The 17325-nt window shown below is 54.6% G+C and carries 16 protein-coding genes; 7 read left to right on the forward strand and 9 right to left on the reverse strand.

Going from position 1 to position 17325, the window contains the following annotated elements; genetic code table 11:
* The first annotated feature begins 106 nt into the window (after nt 1-106).
* Both OGX95_RS04050 and OGX95_RS04055 read left to right on the forward strand, forming a co-directional pair.
* The gene (locus tag OGX95_RS04050) at nt 107-1330 is read left to right on the forward strand and encodes a phosphoadenosine phosphosulfate reductase (protein ID WP_286628390.1); all 1224 of its coding nucleotides are present in this window, start codon (nt 107-109) and stop codon (nt 1328-1330) included.
* Entirely contained in the window at nt 1315-1932 is a 618-nt protein-coding gene (locus OGX95_RS04055; RefSeq protein WP_286628391.1) for an IbrB-like domain-containing protein, read from the forward strand. Before OGX95_RS04050 ends, OGX95_RS04055 begins: the two co-directional genes overlap by 16 nt.
* 13 nt (nt 1933-1945) lie before the next feature.
* On the opposite strand, the gene OGX95_RS04060 is transcribed toward OGX95_RS04055, so the two are convergent.
* Entirely contained in the window at nt 1946-3106 is a 1161-nt protein-coding gene (locus OGX95_RS04060) for a pyridoxal phosphate-dependent aminotransferase (protein WP_286628392.1), read from the reverse strand.
* A 132-nt stretch (nt 3107-3238) separates the two neighbouring features.
* Between OGX95_RS04060 and OGX95_RS04065 the strand changes: the two genes are divergently transcribed.
* Nucleotides 3239-4327, forward strand: coding sequence for an oxidoreductase (locus OGX95_RS04065; RefSeq protein WP_286628393.1), 1089 nt, complete (start codon nt 3239-3241; stop codon nt 4325-4327).
* 191 nt (nt 4328-4518) lie between these two features.
* Here the strand turns inward: OGX95_RS04065 and OGX95_RS04070 are convergent, their stop codons facing one another.
* From OGX95_RS04070 to entC, 7 genes are all read right to left on the reverse strand, one after another.
* Nucleotides 4519-4716, reverse strand: coding sequence for a YbdD/YjiX family protein (locus OGX95_RS04070; RefSeq protein WP_286628394.1), 198 nt, complete (start codon nt 4714-4716; stop codon nt 4519-4521).
* Nucleotides 4717-4779: 63 nt separating this feature from the next.
* Nucleotides 4780-6885, reverse strand: a complete 2106-nt coding sequence (cstA, locus tag OGX95_RS04075; RefSeq protein WP_286628395.1) for a pyruvate/proton symporter CstA — start codon at nt 6883-6885, stop codon at nt 4780-4782.
* A gap of 183 nt (nt 6886-7068) precedes the next feature.
* Nucleotides 7069-7482 (reverse strand): proofreading thioesterase EntH, encoded by a 414-nt coding sequence (gene entH / locus OGX95_RS04080; protein WP_137384535.1) that lies wholly within the window; start codon nt 7480-7482, stop codon nt 7069-7071.
* A 2-nt stretch (nt 7483-7484) separates the two neighbouring features.
* Nucleotides 7485-8240, reverse strand: coding sequence for a 2,3-dihydro-2,3-dihydroxybenzoate dehydrogenase EntA (gene entA / locus OGX95_RS04085; protein ID WP_286628396.1), 756 nt, complete (start codon nt 8238-8240; stop codon nt 7485-7487).
* Nucleotides 8240-9097 carry an isochorismatase gene (locus OGX95_RS04090; RefSeq protein ID WP_286628397.1) on the reverse strand — a complete coding sequence of 286 codons (858 nt, stop codon included), beginning with the start codon at nt 9095-9097 and terminating at the stop codon, nt 8240-8242. Before OGX95_RS04090 ends, entA begins: the two co-directional genes overlap by 1 nt.
* 13 nt (nt 9098-9110) lie before the next feature.
* On the reverse strand, nt 9111-10721 hold the full coding sequence (gene entE, locus OGX95_RS04095) for a (2,3-dihydroxybenzoyl)adenylate synthase EntE (RefSeq protein WP_286628398.1): 1611 nt from the start codon (nt 10719-10721) through the stop codon (nt 9111-9113).
* A 54-nt stretch (nt 10722-10775) separates the two neighbouring features.
* Nucleotides 10776-11951, reverse strand: a complete 1176-nt coding sequence (entC, locus tag OGX95_RS04100) for an isochorismate synthase EntC (protein ID WP_286628399.1) — start codon at nt 11949-11951, stop codon at nt 10776-10778.
* 188 nt (nt 11952-12139) lie between these two features.
* Here entC and fepB point away from each other — a divergent pair, with 188 nt between their 5' ends.
* The gene (gene fepB / locus OGX95_RS04105) at nt 12140-13096 is read left to right on the forward strand and encodes a Fe2+-enterobactin ABC transporter substrate-binding protein (RefSeq protein WP_286628400.1); all 957 of its coding nucleotides are present in this window, start codon (nt 12140-12142) and stop codon (nt 13094-13096) included.
* A 61-nt stretch (nt 13097-13157) separates the two neighbouring features.
* Here the strand turns inward: fepB and entS are convergent, their stop codons facing one another.
* A complete protein-coding gene (entS, locus tag OGX95_RS04110; protein WP_286628401.1) occupies nt 13158-14393 on the reverse strand; it encodes an enterobactin transporter EntS in 1236 nt (411 codons plus the stop codon).
* Nucleotides 14394-14502: 109 nt separating this feature from the next.
* Between entS and fepD the strand changes: the two genes are divergently transcribed.
* Genes fepD through fepC form a run of 3 tightly spaced genes read left to right on the forward strand, consistent with a single transcriptional unit; the run spans nt 14503 to nt 17299 of the window.
* Nucleotides 14503-15510: a Fe(3+)-siderophore ABC transporter permease gene (gene fepD, locus OGX95_RS04115; RefSeq protein ID WP_286628402.1), complete on the forward strand. Its 1008-nt coding sequence runs from the start codon at nt 14503-14505 to the stop codon at nt 15508-15510.
* Entirely contained in the window at nt 15507-16499 is a 993-nt protein-coding gene (gene fepG / locus OGX95_RS04120; protein WP_286628403.1) for an iron-enterobactin ABC transporter permease, read from the forward strand. The genes fepD and fepG overlap by 4 nt, the downstream gene beginning before the upstream one ends.
* The gene (fepC, locus tag OGX95_RS04125) at nt 16496-17299 is read left to right on the forward strand and encodes an iron-enterobactin ABC transporter ATP-binding protein (RefSeq protein WP_286628404.1); all 804 of its coding nucleotides are present in this window, start codon (nt 16496-16498) and stop codon (nt 17297-17299) included. Before fepG ends, fepC begins: the two co-directional genes overlap by 4 nt.
* The last annotated feature ends 26 nt before the right edge of the window (nt 17300-17325 follow it).

A 17325-nucleotide genomic window follows, 5' to 3' on the forward strand; every position in this document is an offset into this window, starting at 1 on the left:
ATAATGTAAATGAATATATATTAATACTAAACCTGCTGTAAGCTGGCGTATTTAATGACAACCATTTATTATGGCTTTAAATAATAAACTTCAATATGGATTTGAGATGTCTGTTTATAAGATCCCTCTGAATCAAAATGTTCTGGAAGCCGCACAGGAACGAATCACCTGGGCGCTTGAGACGCTATCTCGAGTGTGCGTCTCCTTCTCAGGCGGTAAAGATTCAGGACTGATGTTACATCTGACAGCCATGCTGGCTCGTCAGTTACATAAGAAAATTAGCGTACTCTTCATCGATTGGGAGGCTCAGTTTTCTTGTACTATCGATTATGTGCAAGCATTACGCGAACATTATTCTGATGTCATTGAGCAATTTTACTGGGTGGCAGTCCCGCTAACCACGCAAAATTCCCTTTCGCAATATCAACCAGAATGGCAGTGCTGGGAACCGAATACACAGTGGGTTCGCCAACCACCAGAGGATGCAATTACCGACCCCAGTTTCTTTCATTTCTATCAACCTGGAATGACCTTTGAACAATTCGTCCGCGAGTTCGCTGACTGGTTTTCAGAAAAACGCCCCGCCGCGATGCTGGTCGGGATCCGCGCCGACGAGTCATATAACCGTTTTGTCGCTATTGCCAACTCGCATAAGCAACGCTTTTCTGATGATAAACCGTGGACTACCGCAGCGCCCGGCGGACACACCTGGTATATTTATCCAATATACGACTGGAAAACAGCCGATATCTGGACATGGTTTGCTAAAACAAAAATGCTATGCAACCCCTTGTATAACCTGATGTATCAGGCCGGAGTTCCAACACGATATATGCGCATTTGCGAACCCTTTGGCCCGGAACAACGCCAGGGGCTGTGGCTGTATCATGTTATTGAGCCACAGCGATGGGCAGCCATGTGCGCCCGGGTTAGCGGTGTTAAAAGCGGCGGGATTTACGCCGGTCATGACAACCATTTTTATGGTCATCGGAAAATATTAAAACCGGAACATTTGAGCTGGCAAGATTACGCCATGCTGCTATTAAACAGCATGCCGGAACAGACCGCAGAGCACTACCGCAATAAAATTGCCGTCTATATACAGTGGTACAAGAAAAAGGGGATCGATGAGATTCCTCAAACACAAGAAAGCGATATTGGTTCTAAAGACATTCCCTCATGGCGACGGATCTGCAAAGTCCTGCTGAATAATGACTACTGGTGTCGGGCACTCTCATTCAGCCCAACAAAATCCAAAAGCTACCAACGCTATAACGAACGTATGAAAACCAAACGCCAGGAATGGGGGATCTTATGCAACAGCGACTAACTCAGGAACTCACCGGTTTTCTTTCTGGTCTTTCAGAAGAGGAACGAATTGAAGCGATCAATGAATTCAGGATGGCAATCCATAGTGTCAGTCCTTTTCGTGAAGAACCGGTAGATTGTGTTTTATGGGTCAAAAACGGACATATCTCACCGAATGATTACAACCCTAATAACGTCGCACCTCCCGAGAAAAAACTGTTGCTAAAGTCCATCGAAGCGGATGGATTCACACAGCCTATTGTTGTAGTCCACTCATCAGAAGAAGAGTATGAAATCATTGATGGTTTTCATCGACATGAATTAGGCAAAAGTAAATCCTCGCTAAAATCGCGGCTCAAAGGTTATCTGCCGATCACCTGTTTACAACGCGAACGCCACGAACGCATAGCGGCAACCATTCGTCATAACCGTGCCCGCGGGCGGCATCAAATCCATGCCATGTCAGAAATCGTTCGTGAACTGTCACAATTAGGCTGGAGCGAAGAGAAAATCGGTAAAGAGCTGGGAATGGATAGTGACGAAGTCTTACGTCTGAAGCAAATCAACGGTCTGCAAGAATTATTTGCCGACCGCCAATTCTCCAGAGCCTGGACGGTGAAGTAGCGAAATCACGTCACTACAGCGCAACCAGGCATTCTGCCGCTGCCAGCAGCGTCGATTCTTGCTTAGCAAAACACAGGCGAATCAGCTTATGTGGGAAAGGATCGGCGCAGAAAACGGACAGTGGGATCGCCGCCACGCCGACCTCTTTAGTCAGCCATTGGCAAAATTCCACATCGTTGAGATCAGAAACAGCACTGTAATCAATCAGCAAAAAGTATGTCCCTTCGCAGGGCAGAATTTCCAGCCGACTGTCACGCAGCGCATTCACCAGCACATCACGTTTTCTCTGATAAAACGCGGGCAGCTCACGGTAGTGCGTCGGATCTTCCCGCAGCATATCCGCCAGCGCCAGTTGTGCCGGCGTGTTGACCGAGAAGGTTAAATACTGATGGACCTTACGTAACTCCGCGCTGATAGCCGGTGGCGCAACACAGTATCCCACTTTCCAGCCCGTCATATGATAAGTTTTGCCAAATGACGAAACGGCAACTGCACGCTCCCTTAGTTGCGGATGCGCCAGCACGCTGGCATGCCCATGCGTGGCAAAACAGATATGCTCGTAGACTTCGTCACTGACAACATAAATCTCATGCCCGTTAATGGCCTGCCATAACGCCTCAAAGTCCGCCTTCTGCCATACCGTAGCCGAAGGGTTATGCGGCGTATTTAGGATCACCAGTCGGGTACGATCGCTCAGCAACGCGGTAAATTCCTGCCAGTCCACGCGAAAAGACGGTGGCTGCAGCGCAATACGTTTCACGATACCTCCAGATAGCGCCACCGCGGGTGCATAACTGTCGTAGCTCGGGTCAAAACAGATAACCTCATCGCCGGGCCGTACTAAGGCCGTAATAGCCGCATACAGCGCTTCTGTCGCCCCTGCCGTTACCGTCACGTCACTATCAGCGTCCGGCAGGTATCCGTATAACTCGGCGGTTTTATCGGCAATGGCTTCTCGCAGCGGTTGCACACCCGTCATCGGTGCGTACTGGTTCGCACCCTGCGCCACATGAAATGCCAGTCGTTCCTGCAGATAGTGCGGACCATCAAAATCAGGAAATCCCTGTGAGAGATTAATCGCCTGGTGCTGCTGCGCCAGTGCGCTCATTTGCGTAAAGATAGTCGTGCCTAAGTTGGGGAGTTTGCTTTGCACAATCAGCGGGTTATTACTCATTATTGTTATCCCAGCGTGTGATGTTGTTGTTGATGCCACTATAGCACGATGCTAGTATTTGGCAATCAAGACGTTCAGACGTCTATATAAAAATAACCTGCCTGGACAGGACAGTCAAAAGGACAACACAACATGAGTAGTACTGAAATTCGCGTCGTCACTGGCCCCGCTAACTATTTTTCCCATACCGGTAGCCTCTGCAGATTAAACGATTTTTTCACCCCAGACAGACTCTCACGCGCAGTCTGGGTTTTCGGTGAACGCGCCATCGCTGCCGCACGCCCCTGGCTGCCTGACGCCTTTCATCTGAGCGGGGCCAGGCACCTGCTTTTTACCGGACACTGCAGTGAAAAAGATGTTGGGCAACTGGCAACAGATGCAGGAGACGACCGAAGCATCGTGATCGGTGTCGGCGGTGGTACCCTGCTCGACACCGCCAAAGCGCTGGCGCGCCGCCTTGGTTTGCCATTTGTGGCGATCCCAACCATTGCCGCCACCTGTGCAGCCTGGACGCCGCTCTCCGTGTGGTACAACGATGAAGGTCAGGCACTGCATTTCGAAATTTTCGATGATGCCAATTTTTTGGTGTTGGTAGAGCCGGAGATCGTGCTTAATGCGCCAGACGCGTATTTGCTGGCCGGTATTGGGGACACGTTGGCGAAATGGTACGAAGCGGTTGTGCTCGCCCCACAGCCTGAAACCTTGCCGCTGACTGTACGTCTGGGCATCAACGGCGCACTGGCGATCCGCGACGTTCTCCTTCAGAGCAGCGAACAGGCTCTGGCAGATAAACAGCGTGGAGAACTGACCCGTGCATTTTGCGACGTGGTGGATGCGATCATTGCTGGCGGTGGTATGGTCGGCGGTCTGGGCGAGCGTTACACCCGCGTGGCGGCGGCACATTCGGTGCATAATGGCCTGACCGTCCTCCCGCAAACGGAAAAGTTTTTACACGGCACCAAAGTGGCGTACGGCATTCTGGTGCAAAGCGCGCTGTTGGGACAAGATGATGTGCTAACGCAGTTAATTACCGCTTATCAGCGCTTCAATTTACCAACCCGGTTGGCTCAACTGGAAGTGGACATCACTAACCACGCCGAAATCGATAAGGTGATTGCGCACACCCTGCGCCCGGTGGAGTCCATTCATGCGTTGCCGGTGAAGCTAACACCGGAAACACTGCGTGCGGCATTTGAGAAGGTAGAGACGTTTACGGTGTGATTCAGGTGTAGGTTGCCTGACGGTGGTGTCGCCTTATCAGGCCTACGACGACTACTTACAATGGCAAATGCTCAAAATAATTCGAGTTGCAGGAAGGCGGCAACACAGCGAATCCCCGGGAGCTTACATCAATAAGTGACCGGGGTGAGCGAGGAGAGCCAACACACCTGCGGCTTGAATTATGAAGATCATTAACAGCAGCGGGCACCGCCTTTCCCCCCATAGCGCGCATCCTGGCGCTCGCGGAAAAATTCTTCATAAGTCATCGGCTCCTGGTCCGGGTGCGTAACACGCATATGCTCAACATAGTTGTCATAATCCGGCACACCAATCATCAGTCGGGCGGTTTGCCCTAAATACTTCCCAGCTTTTGAGAGTGTTTCAAACATAGTGATTCCCTGTCGTACAAACGCCCTCCCCATTAAGGAGAGGGCTTTTTCGTTAAGAGAATATTAGTGCGCGCCTTTCGCCTGCGCCACAATCTCTTCAACATTCTCGGGCATCGGTTCGTACGGTGTTTCTTTCGACGTTGGTTTGTCCTCTTTCAACGCTGCCAGCGCAGTTTTAATGGAGAACAGACCCAGTACCACCACGACCACCATGAAGAAGATGGTCAAGCCAGCATCAAGACGGTTGTTAAATACCAGTTGCGTCAGTTGCGACTGAGTGTACTGCGCCGGAATGTTACCGCTGTCGATCATCGCCTGGAACTTGTTAGCGATAGCCAGGAAGCCGATTTTCGCATCCGGGCTAAACGCTTTCTGCCAGCCCGCAGTCAGCGTACAAATCAGCAGCCAGGCCGTTGGCACCAGCGCTACCCATGCGTAGCGCTGACGTTTCATCTTGAACAATACGACCGCACACAGCATCAATGCCATACCGGCCAGCATCTGGTTCGCGATACCGAACAGCGGCCACAGGGTGTTAATACCGCCTAACGGATCCACCACGCCCTGGTGCAGGAAGTAACCCCAGGCCAGTACGCACAACGCGGTTGCCAGCAGGTTCGCCGGTAGCGAGTCGGTCCGTTTCAGCCCCGGTGAGACGACGCCCAGCAGATCCTGCAGCATAAAGCGCGCGGCACGGGTGCCCGCATCAACCGCCGTCAGGATGAACAGGGCTTCAAACAGAATGGCGAAGTGATACCAGAACGCCACATCCATCATGCCGCCCAGCGCACCGTGCAGAATGTAAGCCATCCCAACGGCCAGCGTGGGCGCTCCGCCTGCGCGGGAAATAATGGATTGCTCACCCACTTCATTGGCAATTTGGTGCAAGGTGTCCGGGGTAATCGCAAAGCCCCAACTGCTAACGACCTGCGCCGCAGAAGCGACCACATCCACCGTACCCGCAGGGGCCAGCACCGCCATCGGGCTGTTCATCGCAAAATACACACCCGGATCGATGATACATGCGGAGACCAGTGCCATAATGGCGACAAAGGACTCCATCAGCATCCCGCCGTAGCCAATAAAACAGGCCTGCCCTTCATTCGCCAACATCTTCGGTGTGGTGCCGGAAGAGATCAGCGCGTGGAAGCCAGATACGGCACCACAGGCAATGGTAATAAACAGGAATGGGAACAGGTTACCCGTCCATACCGGACCGGTACCGTCAACGAATTTGGTCAACGCAGGCATCGTCAGCGTTGGACGCATGATCAGAATACCCACCGCCAGACCAACAATGGTACCAATCTTCAGGAAGGTCGAGAGGTAATCTCGCGGTGCCAGCAGCAGCCATACCGGCAACACGGCAGCCACGAAACCGTAGCCCACCAGCATCCACGTCAACTGTACACCGGTAAAGTCAAAATACGGTGCCCAGGTCGGGCTTTCCGCAACCCAGCCGCCGGAAATAATGGCAAAAACCAGGAATACCAGACCGATGACTGACACTTCGCCAATACGCCCCGGACGCAGATAGCGCAGGTAAACCCCCATAAAGATCGCCAGCGGGATGGTGAATGCGACGGTGTAGGTTCCCCACGGGCTGTGCGTCAGTGCTTTCACGACGATCATTGCCAACACGGCAAGGATAATCACCATGATCATAAAACAGGCCACCAGCGCAATCACACCGGCGGTAGGGCCCATCTCTTCTTTCACCAGTTCGCCAAGGGAACGTCCATCGCGACGGGTAGAAACAAACAGCACCATAAAATCCTGCACCGCGCCAGCCAGTACCACCCCGGCAAGCAACCAGATCATCCCTGGCAGATAGCCCATTTGCGCCGCCAGTACCGGCCCCACTAATGGGCCAGCCCCGGCAATTGCCGCGAAATGATGGCCAAACAGTACTTTTTTATCGGTAGGAACGTAATCGAGCCCGTCGTTATGGCGCACGGCTGGCGTCATACGCGTCGGGTCAAGCGCCAGCACATTTTTCGCGATGTACAGGCCATAGAAACGGTAAGCGATAAGGTAGACACAAACCGACGCGACGACTATCCACAACGCGTTGATCTGTTCACCACGGTTTAACGCAATATAGCCGAGGGCAAATGCTCCCATCACAGAGAGCAATGTCCAGACGAGGTACTTCCCTGATTTGTTCATAGTTGTTATCCGTTGTCTGATCCAGAGAGATGTTACATTTTGTTTCTATAACATCTTTTCTGGATTTAACAACCTGACAACTATACAAACCCGAAGTATCACTGAGTATTTACATTGCATTGTTAACCAGATCACTTCATTTACCTGTTAACCCTGCAATTTCATTTTACTTTGCAGGTGACTTCACCCCATCACCGCCGTACCTAAACGGCAGGTGCAGCAACGCCGCCCCTGTTCATCAAAGATGACTATCTCCCAGCTTTGATTCTGTCGCCCGAGATGTAACGGCTGGCACACGCCGCGCACTTTCCCCTGCGATACCGCGCGGTGATGTGTGGCGTTCAACTCGGTTCCCACCACGCACTGCCCGTCGCGAGTCATCAGGTAACCCGCCATTGAACCCAACGTTTCTGCCAGCGCCGCTGACGCCCCACCGTGCAGCAGACCAAACGGCTGATGCGTGCGGCTATCCACCGGCATTTCGGCTTCCAGCACATCGTCCCCCAGTCGGGTATAGACAATGTCTAAATGCGCCACCAGCGTGTTCTGGCTGGTGGCATTCAGTTCATCAAGCGTTAAATGTCGTTTCCAGATCACCGTCATGCCCCCAGTGTCGAACCGCCATCGACCACAATGTCCTGCAACGTAATATGGCTGGCCAGATCGGAGGCAAGGAATAAGATGGTGTTGGCAATTTCCTGTGGACGCGCGATTTTCCCCAGCGGTATACCAAGCTTATACTGCTCGCCAAACCCACGAATACGCTGCTGTTCCGCGTCATCACTCACCCACAGCGTACGCTGCATGTCAGTGTCGGTCGATCCCGGAGAAACCACATTACAGCGTACTCCGCTACCCGCCAGCTCCAGCCCGACAGTCAGTGCAAGACTTTTCAGTGCGGCTTTTGATGCCCCATATGCACTCATACCGATTCGCGGCGTGTGCGCAGCATCGGATGCGACAGTGACAATCGCCCCCCCCTGCTGACGACGAAACTGCGCCATGGTCTGCTGAAACAAGTTGAACGCCCCGCCAACGTTGACGGCAAACGTCTGCTGCCACTCCACAGCACTTAACGCATCGGTAGCCCCCATGCGCAGGATCCCGGCTGCATTGACGAGTACGTCTAACCTCTCGCTCTGCGACAACACGCGTTGACATACCTCAGCCACCTGCCCGCCGTCCGCCACGTTCAGCACTTCTGTGGTAAACGGATACACCTGCTGAGTAAACTCGCGATCGAATCCGGTGACCTTCGCCCCGGCATCAACAAACGCCAGTGCCGTGGTGTAACCAATCCCTTTTCCCGCCCCAGTAACCCAGACAGTTTTACCGGTAAAATCAAAACCGGTCATTACTTCACCTCACGGGAAAGCAGTTTCCACCAGGCGTCAATCGTCGGGTTCTTCGCCAGCATCACGAAATCAATATCGCCATGCACTTTCCGCCAACGGGCCGCCAGCGCCATCATACGTACAGAGTCCAGACCGTAATCGATCAAATTTTCGTCATCCATTGGCTCTTCAGACTCATCGAGCAGCGGCAGAATCACGCTGCGCAGCGCATCTTTACTGTCCGGAACAGGCGTCGGCAGTAACTCCTGCGTCATCACCACGCGGCCGGAACGCCCCGCCACGTATTTCAGCGACATCAGGTGTTCATCACGACTAAAATCTGCCAACGCATCAGCGACCATAAACGGCTTAATATCACGCATGAAGGCATCAGTCGCGGTGGTCATGCAGCCAATATGCGCATACACGCCGGTGATGATCAGCTGGTTACGTCCAGTGTCTCTTAGCATCTGCTCCAGCGGTGAACGATGAAACGCGCTGTAACGCCATTTAACCAGAATGGTATCCGCTTCGTCCGGTGCCAGTGCATCGACGATTTTTTGCTGTTCAGGCGAGCGCGTCAGGCCTGGCCCCCACATATCGTTCAACAAAGCACGGTCTTCATCGCTTTGTTCTTTCGGCTGCGCAGTGTAATAGACCGGAATATTATGTGCTTTACAGTACTGACGCAGCGCGGCGATGTTAGCTACTACCTGTTCCATCATTGGGCAGTTCTCGCCCCAAAAGCCGATAAAATAGTCCTGCATGTCGTGGATTAGCAGCGCGGCGCGTTCTGGTTCAAATGCCCAGTCAACTTTATTTGCCGGAACATCAAGCGCCGTTGGCAGCGCATAAGCCTGCAGTTTAGGAATTGCCATTTCTTATTCTCCTTCAGGCCGGTGAACGTGATGCCAGCCACTGACGTAATTGTTTTTTATCCACTTTGCCGACCGGGGTCAGCGGCAATGACTCAACGCACTCGACACGGTCCGGCAATTTGAATTCCGCCACGCCCTGTTCGCGCAGAAAACGACGGACCTGTACTGCACGCAGCGGCTCTTTCACCACCAGGCAGGCGCAACTTTTCTCGCCCATCAGCTCATCGTCCATACTGACCAATGCGGCATGGATCACCATTGGGTGCCGCAACAACAGGTTTTCAATCTCTTCTGCTGCGATCTTCTCTCCGCCACGGTTGATCTGATCTTTCTCACGTCCCTGCACCGTGATGTAACCCTCCCGATCGATGGCGATCAGATCACCAGAGCAATAGAATCCGTTAGCATCAAACGCGCTGGCGTTATGCTCAGGGCTATTGAAGTAACCCCGGAAGGTGTACGGACCACGCGTCATCAGGCGTCCGGTCTCGCCCTGTGGTAAAGGATTCCCGTCTGCATCTGCCACCCAGACCTCATCGTCAGGGCACATCGGACGCCCCTGGGTATTGATAATGCGCTCCGGGCTGTCATCCAGACGGGTATAGTTCACCAGCCCTTCCGCCATCCCGAAGACCTGCTGCAACTGGCAGCCAATCTCTGCCGGAATGCGAGCGGCAAGCGAAGCCGAAAGCCGCGCGCCCCCCACTTGCAACAGTTTCAGCGAAGCCAGCTGTGCGTTACTCCCCCACTCCTGAATGGCCTGCAGCCACAGACTCACCGCAGGCGGTACCAACGCCGTAACGTTTACCTGATGCTGTTCAATCAACGGAAAGCACAACGTCGCGCTCGGGTCTGCCGCCAGCACCACCGTTCCACCTGCGAGGAAAACGCCCAGCGCGCCAGGCGAACTCATGGCGTAGTTGTGCGCTGCCGGGATCGCGCACAAATAGCGGGTCTCACCGGTGAAATGGCAAATCTCGTTACTACGGCGCACGCTGTAGTAGTAATCATTGTGGGTGCGTGGAATCAGCTTTGGCGTCCCGGTCGTGCCGCCGGAAAGCTGGAAGTAAGCCACTTCATCAGCCGGTGATGGTGTAGCGATAAACGCCGTTGCAGGTTGGCGTATTGCCGTTTGCAGATTGTGTTCGCCATCATCATTGAGCAACTGAACCACGCGCACTGAATTGTGTTCGGCAACAAAGGTATTCAGAAAGTCGTCGCCACTAAATAACGCATGCTGGCGATCGGCAATCACTAACACCGGTTTGATCTGCGTTGCGTAGGCGTTGAGTTCGTTACGCTGATGGCTAAACAGTGCCAATACGGGGGCCACACCCAGTTTGAGCAGTGCAAAGAAAGTGATATACAGTTCAGCTACGTTGCCTAATTGCACCAGTGCGGTCTCGCCGGGTTTGATCCCCTGGCGACGCAGGCTACAGGCAAGATTATCCGTCGCCTGGTTTAACTGGCGGTAGCTAAGATGGCGTTCCCCGGCAATCACCGCCGTATGGTCGCTATCGGCATGGCGGGTCAGAATGTCGGTCAGCGGCAAATCCTGCCAGTAGCCTTTTTCGCGGTAGCGGCGGGCAAACTCTTCCGGCCAACGGGTGAAAGGGATACTCATTATTGCTCCTTAGAGCCTGTCGATAAGGCCTGAATAGCCTGGTAGACCAGGCTATTAATGCAGTCCAAAAACATTCAACATGGTGGAAAGCTTGGCACCCGTTTCACGCCACTCCGCAATCGGTGACGAGGCTGGCACAATGCCGGCGCCGGCAAAGAAACGCACCTGATTGCGCAGCAGTTTCGCACAGCGAATCGTCACCACCCATTCGCCGTTGCCCTGCGAATCACACCAGCCCACAATGCCGCCAAACAGTTCGCGATCGAACGGCTCCAGTTCGGCAATCAGTTTCTGAGCAACCAGATGTGGGAAGCCACTCAGCGCAGGCGTCGGGTGCAGCAGACAAGCCAGCGTCAGTGCGTTTTCCTGCGCGTTGGCTTTACCTTCAAACGGGGTACCGAGATGCCAGAGCGTCGGCGTAGTAACCAGCTGCGGAGAAGAAGGCAGTTGCAGTTCACGGCTGCGATCGCGCAGAACCGCTTTCATCGCCTGGGTTACCAGCTCGTGTTCATGGCGATCCTTTTCGGAAGCTAACAGACGGATCCCAGCCTCCCTGTCCAGAACATCGTCCGGTTGGCGACGCGCAGATCCCGCCAGCGGCAGCGAACTGAAATGGTCGCCTTCTTTGCGTAACAGCAATTCCGGGCTGGCGCCGATCAGTACACCGCCATCTTCGATGGGTACATGAAAGTTGTAGCTTGCCGGGTTTTGTGCGATCAGCCGCTCCAGCAGTGCACCACTGTCGATATTGGCGTCGGCGGTCACATCAATCAGGCGTGACAGCACCACTTTGTCGACTTCCGGGGTTGCCGTCAGCGCCGCAGCTCTGGCGACCATATCTTCGAAAAAATCCTGCTCAGGAATCGATTTACGCTCAACCACATTCAGCGACTGATGGGCAGTAAAATAACGCGCTGATTGCTGCTTTGCCGTGCGTGAAAAGCTTTGCCATGATTCAGGAATAAATAGCGATGAGGGCTGGCGGGTATCAAAGGGTATGGCCCCTACCATAATGGGGTTTGTGATGCCCTGCGATTTGGCCTGCGCAAACAGCGCGTGCATTTTCTGTTGGAAGGGGCTGTCTGGTGAATCACCATCAATTGCCGGTTCCGCATAGCGGGCAAAGCATCCTGACGTCGTAAAACTACGATACGGCGACATAAAGAAAAAACTGTCGGGAGCGAGAGTTGCCATAGTCTGCGTTTTTTCCTCGGCCAGTGACGTGTCCATATTATCCTCCATAAAATGATAAAGGCTTTAATAATGATTATCATTTATATTTTCGGTCGCTAACCTAAAAGCAAAGCGTCGGTATGTCAACTCTTGTGGTAACACAATGTGCGACTTAGGCTTGCATCCCTGACGCGTAACAATGAAAATGAGAAGCATTAACTACATTGATAACAGGAAGCTTATTTGTGAGATTTTCCGCGTTTTACCGCACTGCGCTGTTACTGGTTGGACTCGTTATTTCAGGAATTTCTTTAAGCCATGCCGCCGACTGGCCGCGTCAGGTTACTGACAGCCGCGGCACGCACACGCTGGAACATAAACCACTGCGCATTGTCTCCACCAGCGTGACCCTCACCGGTTCTCTGCTGGCGATTGATGCCCCGGTCATCGCCAGCGGTGCCACAACACCGAATAACCGTATTGGTGACGCTCAGGGCTTTTTACGCCAGTGGAGCGACGTCGCCAAAGAACGCAAACTGAGCCGTTTGTATATTGGCGAACCCAGCGCCGAAGCCGTTGCCGCACAAATGCCGGACCTGATTCTGGTCAGCGCCACCGGGGGCGATTCCGCGCTTGCGCTGTACGATCAACTGTCCACCATAGCCCCTACGCTTATCATTAATTACGACGATAAAAGCTGGCAGTCACTGCTGACACAATTAGGTGAAATCACCGGACAGGAGCAACAGGCAGCGGCGCGTATTGCTGAGTTTGATAAGCAACTGCTCGCGGTAAAGCAACGTATCACCCTGCCGCCTCAGCCGGTCAGCGCGCTGGTGTATACCGCAGCCGCGCACAGCGCCAACCTGTGGACGCCGGAGTCCGCGCAAGGCAAGCTGATGGAACAGCTCGGTTTCACGCTGGCACCGCTACCTGCCGGACTACATACCAGCCAGAGCCAGGGTAAACGTCACGATATTATCCAGCTTGGTGGTGAGAATCTGGCGGCCGGTCTGAACGGTGAAGCGCTGTTCCTGTTTGCAGGCGACAGCAAAGATGCCGATGCGATTTACGCTAATCCACTGCTGGCGCATCTGCCTGCCGTACAAAACAAACGCGTTTATGCGCTGGGCACGGAAACCTTCCGTCTGGATTACTACAGCGCTACGCTACTGCTGCAACGTCTGTCAGCGCTCTTTTAATGGCTTTCGCCGGATGTGGCTAATACCTTATCCGGCTTACATACCGTAGAGCACAACGCTATCAGGCATTCACGGGTATCTGTCGGAAACGACGAAGCTCGCTCAGCAACAGCAGCAGCAACAGACCGACAATCACCAACCCAAACCCACTGACGCTTGCCGAGGCCGCAGGCGTCATCATCACCCCCAGCCCCCCTAACAGCGCCGCGCCAATCGCATCACCGGTTACGTTCTGCGCGGTCCACAAACCGTTAATTCGCCCGAGCATCGCTTCCGGCGTCTGCGTCTGTAACAGGGTGTATTGCAACAAAGAACTGACCGCGCTCAGCCAGCCGAACAGCGCCAGACACACAACGCCCAGCGCCCAGACCGGCATCAAGCCGAACAGACCGATAGCCAGGAAAGAGGCCACGGTTGATGCCAGCATAATCAGACCTGGACGCACGCTGTGTGCCAGTTGCCCGCTGGTTAAAGCTCCCACCGCCGCGCCAAGAGGAATGGCCGCATACAGCAGGCCAATTTGCGCACTCGACATCTGCCAGTTAATTGCCAGTGCCGGATACAGCACGCGCACGGCGCTCGCCATGGTCAACAGGCCGCCAAGCAGTGCAATACCGCCAATCAGCGGGCTGGCGAACAGAAAACGGAACGCCGCCACCAGTGATGTCAACGGATTCTCGCGCGGCTGCGGCGGAGGCGGCAACGCGGGAAGGCTCAGCAATGGGAGCAAGGTAATGAATGTACCCGCCGCAGCCAGGCCGTAGTTCCAGGCCACGCCCCCGGTCGCCAGCAGCACCCCACCAAGCATTGGCGAAATGACCGATCCCAGACGCACCGTCAGCATGGTAATCGCCCCGGCCTGCATCAGATTTTCACGCCCGACCAGCGCAGGTGTCGCTGCCAGCAGTGCGGTAACACCCAGCGAGGCAAAAAAGCCATCCCATAAGCCAAGAACATAGATAGCCAGCAACGACGGTTCGGGCAGCAGCGCGTTCAGGCACAGGCCAATAAAACCGATACCACAGGTTCCGCGGGCCAGCAGGATCACCTTTTTGCGCTCATAGCGATCGGCCAGTACACCGCCAACCATCAGACCAATAAACATGGCGCTCCCGGTCAGCGTAACCGACAAACCCACCTGCCAGGTCGACTGGGTCATCATCTGGATCTGTACCGGGACCGCAACCCCCAATAGTCCCAGAGAGACAATGGAAATAAAACGGGCGAGAAAAACAGCGCGAAATGCAGGATGGGTCTTTAACAGGCTGAGATTAAGCAGCCAGGATTGTCGATTCATTACAGAGCCTTACCAGGTACTTTTTCATTATCCATTCAATGGCTGCACATGCTAACATATCCAAATAAGATCGATAACGATAATTACTATCATTATCAGGGAAGTTGATATGTCATGCTCTGTTTCCGCGACACGCGCCTTCGCCGTGCCCGGACTGTTGTTACTACTTGTTCTCACTACGGCATTAAGTCTGGTTATTGGCGCAAAGTCGCTGCCCGCCTCCGTGGTATTTGATGCACTCACCGGCAGTTGTCAAAGCGCCGATTGCACCATCGTGCTGGACGCGCGACTTCCACGTACGCTGGCAGGGCTCCTCGCAGGGGGGGCGCTGGGCCTGGCGGGCGCGCTGATGCAAACGCTCACCCGTAACCCGCTGGCCGATCCAGGTATTCTTGGCGTCAATTCCGGCGCCAGCTTCGCGATTGTTTTAGGCGCATCGCTGTTTGGCTTTTCCTCCCCGCAAGAACAACTGCTAATGGCTTTTTCCGGGGCTCTCGCAGCCTCACTGATTGTGGCCTTTACCGGTAGTCAGGGCGGTGGGCAGCTCAGCCCGGTACGCCTGACATTGGCCGGTGTTGCGCTGGGTGCTGTTCTGGAAGGATTATCTACCGGCATCGCCCTGCTCAACCCGGATGTCTACGACCAGTTGCGTTTCTGGCAAGCCGGTTCACTGGATATCCGCAGCCTGCAGACGCTGAAAGTCGTGCTGATCCCGGTCCTGATTGCCGGTGCTGTCGCGCTGTTTCTTAGCCGTGCTCTGAATAGCCTCAGTCTGGGAAGCGATACCGCCACTGCGCTGGGCAGCAAAGTGGCGCGTACCCAGTTTATCGGCCTGTTGGTGATTACCGTACTGTGCGGAAGTGCGACCGCCATCGTCGGCCCTATCGCCTTTATCGGCCTGATGATGCCGCATATGGCACGCTGGCTGGTGGGCGCAGATCATCGCTGGTCGCTGCCCGTCACTCTGCTGGCCACCCCTTCTCTGCTGCTGATTGCCGATATCATCGGTCGTCTGATTGTGCCCGGCGAGCTGCGCGTCTCTGTAGTCAGCGCGTTTATCGGTGCGCCGGTTCTCATCTTCCTGGTACGCCGCAAACAGCACGGAGGTGGCGCATGATGCATCTCTCCCGTCGCCTGATTATCAGTTGTCTGCTACTGGTCGTCAGTTGCCTGGCCGTTGGATTGTGGAGCCTGCGCAGCGGTGCAGTTATGCTCGAGACCCAGCAAATTATAGCCGCCCTGCTCGGCGATGCACCGCGTAACATTACGCTGGTGGTGACCGAGTGGCGTTTACCACGCGTTTTGATGGCGCTGCTGATTGGCGCGGCGCTGGGCGTTAGCGGCGCGATATTCCAGTCATTGATGCGCAACCCGCTGGGTAGCCCGGACGTGATGGGTTTCAATACCGGTGCCTGGAGCGGCGTACTGGTGGCAATGGTGCTGTTTGGTCAGCATCTTACCGCCATCGCGCTGGCGGCCATGCTCGGCGGGATCCTGACTTCACTGGTGGTCTGGGCGCTGGCCTGGCGCAACGGCATCGACACCTTCCGACTGATCATCATCGGGATCGGCATTCGCGCAATGCTGGTGGCCTTCAACACCTGGCTGCTGCTGAAAGCGTCCTTAGAAACCGCACTGACCGCCGGGCTGTGGAACGCCGGATCGCTCAACGGTCTGACCTGGGCAAAGACCTGGCCTTCTGCGCCGCTGATTATCGTGATGCTGGGGTGCGCCGCGCTGTTGGTACGCCGCCTGCGTTTACTGGAAATGGGTGATGACAGCGCCTGTGCGCTCGGTGTCAGCGTTGAACGCTCGCGCCTGATGATGATGCTGGTCGCGGTGGTTCTGACCGCCGCAGCCACTGCGCTGGCTGGCCCTATCTCGTTTATTGCCCTGGTTGCCCCACACATCGCGCGTCGGCTTAGCGGCACGGCACGTTGGGGATTAACGCAGTCGGCGCTGTGCGGCGCCCTGTTACTGCTGATGGCCGATTTATGCGCTCAGCAGCTATTTATGCCTTATCAGCTTCCGGTAGGCGTTGTCACCGTAAGCCTCGGCGGTATTTACCTTATCGTCTTGTTAATTCAGGAGTCCCGCAAAAAATGACCGAATCAGTAGCCCGTTTGCGTGGCGACCAGTTAACGCTGGGTTATGGCAAATTTACCGTGGCGGAAAACCTTAATGTCTCGATCCCCGATGGTCACTTCACTGCCATTATTGGACCCAACGGTTGTGGCAAGTCCACACTGCTGCGGACATTGAGTCGTCTGATGACACCCGCGCACGGCAAAGTCTGGCTTGATGGTGAACATATTCAACATTACCCCAGTAAAGAGGTCGCACGCAAAATTGGTCTGCTGGCGCAAAATGCCACTACGCCGGGCGATATTACCGTGCAGGAGTTGGTTGCTCGTGGGCGTTATCCACATCAACCTTTATTTACCCGCTGGCGTAAAGAAGATGAGGATGCGGTCGTGCACGCCATGAACGCCACCGGGATCACCCACCTGGCGATGCAAAGCGTGGATACCCTTTCCGGTGGTCAACGCCAACGCGCGTGGATAGCGATGGTGCTGGCACAAGAAACGTCGATTATGCTGCTCGACGAACCGACCACCTGGCTGGATATCAGCCATCAAATTGATCTGCTGGAGCTGCTGAGTGAGCTAAACCGGGAGAAAGGTTACACGCTGGCCGCCGTTCTGCACGACCTGAATCAGGCATGTCGCTATGCCACCCATCTGATTGCACTTCGTGATGGAAAGATCGTTGCCGAGGGTGCGCCGAAAGAGATTGTCACGGCAGAGCTCATTGAAAAAATCTATGGGCTGCGGTGTATGATTATCGACGATCCGGTTGCCGGAACGCCGTTAGTGGTCCCGCTGGGACGTACAGCAAACAGATAAATCGCGCCACCTCCGCAGAGGTGGCG

Origin of the sequence: Citrobacter sp. Cu233 (genome assembly GCF_030332225.1) — a bacterium.
Lineage (GTDB): Bacteria > Pseudomonadota > Gammaproteobacteria > Enterobacterales > Enterobacteriaceae > Citrobacter.